The sequence below is a fragment of the bacterium genome (genome assembly GCA_040753085.1).
GTDB lineage: Bacteria > UBA9089 > JASEGY01 > JASEGY01 > JASEGY01 > JASEGY01.
Genome location: JBFMHI010000102.1, coordinates 1 through 9,806 on the forward strand (window position 1 = coordinate 1; position 9,806 = coordinate 9,806).

A 9,806-nucleotide genomic window follows, 5' to 3' on the forward strand; every position below is an offset into this window, starting at 1 on the left:
CATGTCCGTTCCGTAGACGGACAACCACAAGGGTTGTCCCTACAGCCTAAGGACAGACCCGAATCACGGACACGGCTCACGGATTTTCCGTGTTTCATCTGTGTGCATCTGTGGCTGAACGGTTACCATTAGTCAGTAATCCCTACTGTCTACTGACAACCGACGACGGTCAAATCTCCCCTGATCCCCATATCTGCTCCTTTGATGATAATCACCCCTTTAAGGCCGGGGATATGGGTGCTTAGATCGAGTCCTCTTGGAATATCAGCCGCCGTCTTAACTGAATTGCCTATGAAGGTGGCCGCCGCATCAGCTAAAGGCGTAGAAGAGGCCACCGCTACCACCGCATCGGCTCTGCCAAAACTTATCGAAGGGCCTACCGTTCCCGAGGAAGTGCATATCCCTAAAGGAGTTTCTTCCGGTTCTATTCGCAGTCCTACCCGATGAGAAATAATCGAGCGACCCGCATAGATCCCTACTGTCCTGGGCTTAAGGGTCTTGATAAATATGTCTCCCCCATTTTCGACTACCACTTCCGAGGAATAGTTCAAAAGCTCCAGGCCTACTCGTTCAGCTATCGCTCCGGCTACCGCCGCCATAGGACCAACGCCGGCACATTCAGACGCCCTGGCCATATCTTGAACTATCCAGGGAATAGAACTATCAACCCGATAAGGAGTGAAGGTATCTAAAAAGTCCGGATCAGACCGGATGTAGTCCTCCAGTTCCCGGCGATATTTTTGGACAGCCTGAGTAGCCTGGAGCGTAAGGTCTGTCTCAGCCAGGATAAAAAGATTGGTCTCTTTGATGACCACATGGAATCTTCGCAGATCGCTGTTAGTTATCTGATTTCTGTAATACATAGCGCCGTAGAGCCGCAACTAAGCCATTCCATTATTTCGGATTGCGGATTGCGAATTGCGAATTGCGAATTTATCCCAATCCGAAATCTGAAATCCGAAATGAAAAAATCCGCAATCCGCACTATATTCAGTCACGGCTGAGGCTGGAAGCTGGATCCAGCCTCGAGGATCAAGCCTCGAGGAGGCGACCCATTACTTCTTGATAAAGGAGCTGAAAGGGTATATTATGCTTTCTGGCCGTCTGTTTGATGTCCTCATATTCAGGGCTTATCTTTTGTTCATCACCCACAGCGGCTATCTTGACCCGAATGGGACCGTATTTGGTATTTATAGTCTTCACTTGGCGGGAAAGTTTTCGACGCCTCTGTTGACTAAAACGCAACCCCAGCGAGGTGGTTTCGGATAAGATGAGTGAACTAATTTGATCCTGGGAAGAAAGCTCGGCCAGGACAGTTAAGAGGAGGCCCGGACGATTTTTCTTCATCTGGATGGGAGTAAGATAAACATCTAAGGCCCCGGTTTCAAATAGCCTTTCCAAGAGATAGTCATAAATTTGCGGGTTTTGATCGTCGATATTGGTTTCAATCACGACGATTTCATCTGTTTCGTATTTCTCTTCCTTTTGACCGATAAAGATACGAAGAAGATTGGGAGTATCAGGCAGGTCCCTTTCCCCGGCCCCGTAACCAATGGCTTCAATCCTCATCTCAGGTAAAGGGCCAAAACCAGAGGCTATCCCGGTCACAATGGCTGCCCCGGTAGGGGTGGTAAGTTCGGCTTCAATCCCCTGAGAATAAACCGGAAAGCCCTTAACCAATTCACAGGTGGCGGGAGAAGGGATGGGAATATAGCCGTGGGCCGTGCGGAGCCGACCTCTTCCTAAGGCAAGGGGTGAAGAAAATATCTTCTTCACCCCTAATCTTTGTAAACCATAAAGACTCCCCACCACGTCGACAATGGTATCTAAAGAGCCTACTTCATGGAGATGGGCCGTTTCCAAAGTCTGGCCATGGAGCTTGGCTTCTGCCTGGACCAGCCTGGTAATAATCCTGGCCGATAATTCTTTTATCTCCGGTTCTATCTGACCTCTTTCCATTAGGTCAATCATGGCCGGCAGGTTGGGGAGCCTCGTGGCCGTCTCTACTACCACCTTTGTCCCAACCAGATGTTGTCTCTCTACCTTGCTCGTCGAGATATTATATCCTGTCAGGGGGAGCCGGTGCAGGTCTTCCTTGAGGGCATCCAATTCTAACCCGGCATCAAGCAATGCCCCCAGAAGCATATCCCCGCTAATTCCACTAAAACAATCTAAATAAGCGATCTTCAACGTTCACTGTCCCCAAAGTACTTGCTTAATGGTGGCATCACTTGGGTCTACTTCAATAATCAAATCACCGCCGCGACGTCCTACGTAATCCTTTGGGCCATAGTTTATCCTCCAAACCAAATCGCCCTTGAAAGAATGTTGAGTAATGGTGATTAAAGTTTGAACCACGTTTACACCTAACTCGCGAGCGCGTTTGTTGGCTGTCGCCATCACCTGGGCTAGTGAAACGGCGAGGTCATCTTGAAGTACGTCGGCTGTAAGTGTTGCGGCCATAGCACATCTCCTTAATTATTCACCCAATATCTCCCACCTATTTCCGACTTCGCTTACCTCTCCATTTGGCGTAATGATATATATCTTCTCCCGGGAGATGACAAATTCTCCTTCATAAAAATCACCTTTCAAATCAAGGTCATCTCGAACAGCCCGCTTATCCGTTTCGCTCGGCTTTTGAAGATAGTTACTTCCTGAATGGGGATGAGTATGAAATGTGGCGACAATGTCATTCTCGTCGATCTTGCAGTTTGGATGTGGTGAAAGGATAATGCTATTCTGTGTACCTTTGGGCCAGCGAACAACGCTCACCGTCCCCACTGAGTTTTGCAGAATAAAGCCCCCTTCTTCGTGTCCACCAGTAACTCCAGGATAGGAGTCTTCCCACGCCTGTTTGGGCCCCGCACGAACTATAGGGTGATTAAGAACGGTAGTATGCGGCTGGATCATTAACTCTATGACGGCTGACTAAATATCTACGCCACCTGGCCTACTTGAACCGGCGCCCCGATTATTCCTTCATCAATCGGCTCTTCTTTCTCTACTTTTTTCTTTTTCTCTCTTTTTTCTTCCTCAACCACCTCTTCCTCTTCCTCTTCTATTTCTTTGGGGGGCAATTGCTTGCCGGCCAGAATAAGATCTATCTCATCCGCTTCCAGTATCTCCCTTTCTATTAATATAGTAGCCAATTTATCCAGTTTATCCTTATGTTTAATCAGTTTTGATTTGGCCCGGTCATAACTTGTCTCAATTATATTCCTTACCTCTTTATCAATCGCGGCCGCTACCTCTTCACTGTAATTCTTTTCTTTCATAAAATCCCGGCCCAGAAAGACCTCCTGTTCCTTACGTCCAAAGGTAAGAGGCCCCAGGGTATCGCTCATCCCATATTCACAAACCATCTTATGAGCCGCCTCCGTGGCCCTTTCCAGATCGTTTTGAGCGCCGGTGGTCAGTTCCCCGAAGACAAGTTCTTCCGCCACCCGACCGCCCAGCAAAACAGCCATTTTATCCAGGATTTCTGTCTTAGTGGTCAAGTATTTGTCTTCTATAGGCAGCTGAAGGGTATAGCCCAAGGCCTTTCCCCTGGGCATAATGGAAATCTTATGAACCGGATCAGCCCCTGGAATTAATTTAGCCGTCAGGGCGTGCCCCACTTCATGGTAAGCGATCATCTTCTTCTCCCGCTCGCTAATCAGTTTGCTTTTTCGTTCAGGACCGGCGATGACTCGTTCAATGGACTCATCCACTTCTTTCATGGTAATACTTTCTTTATTTCGTCTGGCCGCCAGCAGGGCCGCCTCGTTAACCACATTGGCCAGATCAGACCCAACCAGCCCCGGGGTCCGTCGAGCAATAATTTTTATATCCAATTTTTCGTCGACTTTTTTATCCTTAAAGTGAACCTTGAGGATACCTTCCCGGCCAATCAGATCCGGCGCATCCACCACAATATGGCGGTCAAATCGTCCCGGTCGGAGCAAGGCGGCGTCAAGGACATCAGGCCTGTTGGTGGCGGCAATAAGAATAACGCCTTCCGCCGTATTAAATCCATCCATTTCTACCAGGAGTTGATTCAGGGTTTGTTCTCTTTCGTCATGTCCTCCCCCCAGACCTGCCCCTCGCATACGACCAACTGCATCAATCTCATCTATAAAAATAATACAGGGGGCATGTTTCTTCCCCTGGTCAAAGAGGTCCCTCACTCTGGAAGCCCCTACACCCACAAACATCTCCACAAAGTCAGAGCCGCTAATAGAAAAGAAAGGCACATCGGCCTCACCGGCTACCGCTTTAGCCAGCAGGGTCTTACCCGTTCCTGGAGGACCAACCAATAAAACACCTTTGGGTATCTTAGCTCCCAACTTTTGAAACTTTTTCGGATCCTTCAGAAACTCAATGACCTCCTTCAGTTCTTCTTTGGCTTCTTCCACCCCAGCTACATCAGCAAAGGTAAACTTGGTGTGTTCTTCTGAGAGCATTTTAGCCCGGCTTCTACCAAAAGAAAGAGCCCGATTGCCCGGCCCTCGCACCTGCCGGTAAAGGAAAAACCAAAAAAGACCAAAAAGAAGAAGGATCGGAAAGACTGAATAGAGTAGATTCATCCACCATTGGGGTTCAGCCGGTGGAGTTCCGAAAAAGTCTACGCCATTCTCCTCCAAAAGAGGCACGAGATTAGGATCATCATAAGGTATAAATGTCTTAAAAGGGACTTTCTTGCCCTTCTTAAGTCTAAAACCGAGAATGTCCTGCTCCACAATCTTCACTTCGGTTACCTGACCTAACCTGACCAGAAGCAAAAAACCACTGTAGGGCACTTCCTCTATCTCTGCCTTGGGGACCTGGAGACTCTGGAAGAGGGTGAAGATAATAAGTCCCACCAGAAGCCAGAAGGCCAGAGATTTTATCGTCTTGCTTACATTATCATTCTTTTTCTTTACGGGGTTTCCCACCTTTATTCGCCTCCAATGAAGCCGACAAAACCTTCTTTGTTTTAGCCGTAACCTTAACCCGGTCGCTAATCTGATAAGGAGCCACCCAGATAATCCCCTGACTGTCCAGAACAATAGGGATTTTATCACGCTGTTCTGGCAGAACCTTAAGATCGATAAAGAGATCCTTTATCTTCTTTGTTCCTTTCATCCCCAGAGGACTAAATCGGTCCCCCGGACAGCGACTGCGGACCCTTAAGGGTGGCCGGATTTGCTCTAAATCAAGATAGACCTTGCTTCTATCCTTTGGGATTCTATCCGGAAAATCATCTAATATCTTTGTTTCAACCACCTTGCCTATCTCCGGAAGCGCTACCCTCTCTCCGGGAAGGAAGGAATAATCAAAAGAAATTTTTTGTCCTCGCCGCTTCTCTCTTCTGCCTAATTTCAGGACATCATATTCTTTCTTGACCACCACGCCAGGCAGGTCTAATCTTCCCTGGGCCGGTCCAAACTCAGCCAAATGGATCAGGTCTTCCACATGTTGAAAAAAAAAGCCGCTTCTCCTCCCACTGATTTCAGCTAAGAGCCCGCGGATTATCCTTGACCTGATAGCGAGAGGGAGAGGATTAAATCGAATCAGATTAAGCTCTGCTTCGCCTTCCTTTTTTTCCAGGATAACCCTGCCCCCTTGCTCCTCAGCGACTTCCTCAAGATACTCATTATCTCTCCCCCATAAAGAGCTAATCCTCAGCAGGGTATGTTTAAAATCAGGATTTAGCTCAAGGAGACGGGGAAGCAGATCTAACCGAATTTTATTCCTGAGGTAATCCCTTTTAAAATTAGATGAATCAAGACGATAAGATAACTTTTCCTCCTGTAAGTATTCCTTAATCTCGGCCACGCTAATCTCAATTAAAGGTCTGATAATGATTAAGTCATTGGTTATCTTTCTCTTGGGAGGTATACCGGCCAGGCCTTCCGGGCCTGAGCCTCTGATGAGACGCATCAGGATGGTTTCAACATGGTCATCAAGGTGATGTCCTAGGGCGATTCGGCTTGCCCCTGTTTTTTCGGCTGTTCGCCTTAAAAAGTCATACCGGACTTCTCTGGCTGCCTGTTGAAGAGATAGCCTTTCTTTTTGGGCTACTTGAGCCACATCCACCTCTTCGACCGTCAGTTCCAGCCCCAACTGCCCGGCTAAACTCCGGACAAAAGCCGCATCTGCATCTGCTTCTTCACCTCTCAAGAGGTGATTAAGATGCGCCAGATGAAGGCTTAGGGTATAATCTTTGGCCAGAGAAACCAAGATGTAAGTCAGAGCGACCGAATCAGGCCCTCCCGAGACAGCAATAACAATTTTCTCTTTTGGTTTAAGCAACTCATAACACGCGATGGTATTTAAGACCTTCGGTAGAAGCATCACTCCGTTTACCGCTTATCACCCCTTTAGACGGCCTACCTCATGCCACCCGGTAAATCAGTGCATCCTCAATGAAATGCCCATTGATAGCGTTCTTTGAAAATCGAATGCGACCAATGCCTGGCCCAGTGGGAATAGCGATCCTCAAAAGCCTGACTAGTTCGGCATTCTCATCAAGCAGTCCGATCATAGAAAGCGGAGTGGCGGAAGCCCTATCACCCAATTGTTGCAGGGCGAGGTGGATTTGCTCATACACTTTTAGTGGGCATCGCGTCGATACCTCGGGCAAGGCAAACAGTAGACGCCACTCGTTGGTGTCGGGAACGAACAGCCACAATGCTGCTTTAGTAGCCAGCCCTAAATGAACTAATCTGCTTTATTTTGAGTAAAGAATCTGTCATAAGTCTATTTTGAGAATCCTTCTTTATCAAAATGTCGAGTGCTGTTTGTTTAATCGTTTGTGAAGAGATCGGAATAACTGTCAACAAATTGCTTGATTCTATATATCTGTCATTTTGAACAATTAGGGCTGGTCGAACCTTTTTATATTCGTGCCCAAAACTTAGATCAAAATTAACTAACCATATCTGACCCCTTGCAAATTTACTCATAATGACTCCAGATTGAGACAATAGTTTAGTTCTTCTTCAGGAAGGAAATCATTAGAAACATCATTAATATTTGCTATCTCAATATCTTGTTCAGATGCCTCAAAATCGGTTTCTTTCTCAAAAGTTACAATTACTTTGAAATGGAGATTCTTTTTATATGCAAGTTCTTCAGGACAATACAGATGTCCATCTGCTAATAATTTGCTATCGAAAATCAATTTTCTCGCAACTGACATTCTTTGTATCCTTTCAAATTTTTGATCGGGTAGGTCAGGGGCCTTTCAGCCCCATTCCCCCCTAAGAACTGTACTACATGGAAGTTTCCCCGCATACAGCTCAAGCATTTCAAAGGCAGCCCTTGTGGGACAGCCCGACTGTAATCCTTCCCAAGCAATCACAGCCTTTGCGATACGCATTTGCAGCCTTCTGACTTCTCGTTGAGCTTCTTTCCAGTTAATGGAATTCGTATCTACTCAAAATCAAGTTAAAAAAGTAAGCTCATTACAGATTATAGCGCTATGGGTTAAGTTTCATCTCCTTTTGTCCTGACAGCGTCGGCATAAGAGCTTCCCCTCCCTTGATGGGAGGGGTTAGATATTATTTTAAATCCATTCTCTTTATATGCACAAGCCTGTGTCCAAGTATATCAACTCCCGCCTGAGACTGTTCCAATACAATATAACCTATCAGGGGTTCATATATGCCGTCCTCTGGCCTCATATCTACAAATAACACCTCAGTATATATATGCCTGAATCCTTCTATTTGTAATTTTACCGGTCCACATATCTCTCCTTTTTGAGCAGTTTGATTAGCTAATTCTACCTCTATCTCCTCAATAATTTCTATATCACCCAATTTGCTTTTCCATGCTGTTGGCAGAACCATATAAGCTGCTCCTGTATCAACTAAGGCATCACAAACAATGCGATAATCAGGATTAGTAGCATTTTTTATTTCTACAGGTGTAATTATTCGTCCCATTTTTTCTCCCTCCGTGTATAATTATCATATTTTTGTTATCTAACCATAATTAGCCTCACAAGCCCCGCTTAGGTTTTGTTCCATCGTTACCATATTTCTCTTTGATCTCGACAGCCAGCTAAAACTTAAAACTGTTAAAGGCTGGTAGCGGTGCAGGGATTCGAACCCCGGACACCGCGGATATGAGCCGCGTGCTCTAACCACCTGAGCTACACCGCCACAACTCGAAACCCGACGACCCGCCAGCGGGTGTCCCAAACTCGGAACCTGATTTTTTGGTTGCGGGGACGGGATTTGAACCCGTGACCTTTGGGTTATGAGCCCAACGAGCTACCACTGCTCCACCCCGCGACGTATTATAACAGATGTCAAACGTCGGAAGCCAGATTATACAGACTTACGCCCCTCTGACTTCTGTCCTCGCGAGCAAGACTAACCTGACTATGGCTGATACTGAATCCCCGCTGACGGAGTTGTTCCAGTTCCGGTCGGACGGCCGGTAACAGCCCGACTTGTTTCGCCTTGAGCAAAATCCCAGCCGTGCCGATCTTCTTCAAGCCCATCTGCGTGAGCTTGCGTCGGCCTTTCTTCTCATCCATCAACACCCAGTCCGCGCCCAACTCGCGCGCCAACACAATCGTCTCTGCCTCACCGAGATCCATCTCATCCAGCAAGACTTCTACCGCCAACCGGTCTTTGACGCGCACGGTCTTGATCCAGGTGGCTGTGGTCACTTCGCGTTTCGCCCCGCCCGCCTCACGCCCAGCCACTACCGCTTCATCGTATACCGCCTGGGCAATGTACAGCTCACCAAGAGGTGTTTGAGCAGAACGAACCGCTGGATCGAAGCCAGCCCGATGAGCGGGGTCGTATTGGACACGATGATCATGGGGCGACTTGGACCTCTAACGGTTCTACGGCCGCAAACTCCTCAGCCAATTCATCTGGCGTATAATTCACATAGGCAATACCTCGCGCACGAAGCAGCGCCAGAAACTCAATGCGGCTGATATTCAGCAAGCGTGCGGCTCTACCGGAAGAGACTCGCCCTTCCGTGAACAACGACAGCACCAACCATTCCGCGAGGCGATGTTGAATCTCGTTTTGGTCAAAGCCCAGACGGACTAGCGGCACAGGAACACGCACTTCAAATGTTGCCTCTAGGATTCTGCTACTCATTTCAGAACTCCTTCCAGCATGGTCATTGTGCTGTGCGGGGAAGCGGGCTAACGATAGAGCTCAGCCGCCGAGCGAAGCGAGGTCGGCTGCAGCGAGTTGTTATGTGATCAATATATCCTTTCTGAGTAGTAAGTCGGATTTCTGTGTTGATGGGCTATACATGTAATTAGAATATCATTCCCATCAAGTACATATAAGATCAAATAAGGAAATCGCTTAATGTTAATCCTTCTCGTGTTACTTCCAACTTTTCTCCATGCATTTGGAGATATAGAAATATAATGGACCGTGCTCAAAAATGCATTGTAAAATTGTTCACCCAAGCCAGGCATCTGGTCATTGTAATAATTAACTGCCTCTTCCAATTCTTTGTCAGATGGAGGAATTAAAATAACATTCACTTTTCAATCCTCGAACGAATGTGCTCAAGTGGTATTCCTTTCACGCGGCCTTCTTTGTAGGCTTGATATCTGTTTTCAGATTCTTTCACCCATATTTTTTCTATTTGTTTATCAGTTTTATCCAAGCTGTCCAAAAGGACTTCAGCCAAATGAATCCTATCAATAACATTTAATTCTAACACATTTGTCTTTATTTTCTCTGTCAGCACTTTTTTATCCTCCTTTCATTCACATAACGGCGCGGCGGCTGAGCCGTGCGAGCGGAGGCGAGCTTGCTCGCCGATGCGAGCATCGGCTCCAGCCGCTTGTTCGG

The 9,806-nt window shown here is 47.0% G+C and carries 13 protein-coding genes and 2 tRNA genes; all 15 read right to left on the bottom strand.

Annotated features, from left to right (window positions below):
• Window positions 1-149: 149 nt before the first annotated feature.
• The 15 genes from AB1797_10205 to AB1797_10275 all read right to left on the bottom strand — a co-directional run bounded on the left by AB1797_10205 (window position 150) and on the right by AB1797_10275 (window position 9,702).
• On the bottom strand, window positions 150-863 hold the full coding sequence (locus AB1797_10205) for a UPF0280 family protein (GenBank protein MEW5767977.1): 714 nt from the start codon (window positions 861-863) through the stop codon (window positions 150-152).
• 169 nt (window positions 864-1,032) lie between these two features.
• Window positions 1,033-2,190, bottom strand: coding sequence for a nickel pincer cofactor biosynthesis protein LarC (gene larC, locus AB1797_10210; protein MEW5767978.1), 1,158 nt, complete (start codon window positions 2,188-2,190; stop codon window positions 1,033-1,035).
• Between the two features lie 3 nt (window positions 2,191-2,193).
• On the bottom strand, window positions 2,194-2,463 hold the full coding sequence (locus AB1797_10215) for a hypothetical protein (protein MEW5767979.1): 270 nt from the start codon (window positions 2,461-2,463) through the stop codon (window positions 2,194-2,196).
• Window positions 2,464-2,478: 15 nt separating this feature from the next.
• Window positions 2,479-2,913 (bottom strand): DUF4329 domain-containing protein, encoded by a 435-nt coding sequence (locus AB1797_10220; protein MEW5767980.1) that lies wholly within the window; start codon window positions 2,911-2,913, stop codon window positions 2,479-2,481.
• 26 nt (window positions 2,914-2,939) lie between these two features.
• Window positions 2,940-4,916, bottom strand: a complete 1,977-nt coding sequence (ftsH, locus tag AB1797_10225) for an ATP-dependent zinc metalloprotease FtsH (GenBank protein ID MEW5767981.1) — start codon at window positions 4,914-4,916, stop codon at window positions 2,940-2,942.
• Complete coding sequence (gene tilS / locus AB1797_10230) at window positions 4,888-6,318, bottom strand: tRNA lysidine(34) synthetase TilS (protein ID MEW5767982.1); 1,431 nt, start codon at window positions 6,316-6,318, stop codon at window positions 4,888-4,890. The genes ftsH and tilS overlap by 29 nt, the downstream gene beginning before the upstream one ends.
• 344 nt (window positions 6,319-6,662) lie before the next feature.
• Window positions 6,663-6,929 carry a type II toxin-antitoxin system PemK/MazF family toxin gene (locus tag AB1797_10235; GenBank protein ID MEW5767983.1) on the bottom strand — a complete coding sequence of 89 codons (267 nt, stop codon included), beginning with the start codon at window positions 6,927-6,929 and terminating at the stop codon, window positions 6,663-6,665.
• A complete protein-coding gene (locus tag AB1797_10240) occupies window positions 6,926-7,165 on the bottom strand; it encodes a hypothetical protein (protein MEW5767984.1) in 240 nt (79 codons plus the stop codon). The genes AB1797_10235 and AB1797_10240 overlap by 4 nt, the downstream gene beginning before the upstream one ends.
• Before the next feature lie 361 nt (window positions 7,166-7,526).
• Window positions 7,527-7,913: a hypothetical protein gene (locus AB1797_10245; protein MEW5767985.1), complete on the bottom strand. Its 387-nt coding sequence runs from the start codon at window positions 7,911-7,913 to the stop codon at window positions 7,527-7,529.
• Between the two features lie 142 nt (window positions 7,914-8,055).
• Window positions 8,056-8,132, bottom strand: a tRNA-Met gene (locus AB1797_10250).
• A 57-nt stretch (window positions 8,133-8,189) separates the two neighbouring features.
• Window positions 8,190-8,264, bottom strand: a tRNA-Met gene (locus tag AB1797_10255).
• A 17-nt stretch (window positions 8,265-8,281) separates the two neighbouring features.
• Window positions 8,282-8,683, bottom strand: a complete 402-nt coding sequence (locus AB1797_10260; GenBank protein ID MEW5767986.1) for a DUF3368 domain-containing protein — start codon at window positions 8,681-8,683, stop codon at window positions 8,282-8,284.
• A gap of 115 nt (window positions 8,684-8,798) precedes the next feature.
• Window positions 8,799-9,092, bottom strand: a complete 294-nt coding sequence (locus AB1797_10265; GenBank protein MEW5767987.1) for a UPF0175 family protein — start codon at window positions 9,090-9,092, stop codon at window positions 8,799-8,801.
• A gap of 107 nt (window positions 9,093-9,199) precedes the next feature.
• Window positions 9,200-9,493 (bottom strand): type II toxin-antitoxin system RelE/ParE family toxin, encoded by a 294-nt coding sequence (locus tag AB1797_10270; protein MEW5767988.1) that lies wholly within the window; start codon window positions 9,491-9,493, stop codon window positions 9,200-9,202.
• Window positions 9,490-9,702 carry an addiction module protein gene (locus tag AB1797_10275; GenBank protein MEW5767989.1) on the bottom strand — a complete coding sequence of 71 codons (213 nt, stop codon included), beginning with the start codon at window positions 9,700-9,702 and terminating at the stop codon, window positions 9,490-9,492. Before AB1797_10275 ends, AB1797_10270 begins: the two co-directional genes overlap by 4 nt.
• Window positions 9,703-9,806 lie beyond the last annotated feature (104 nt).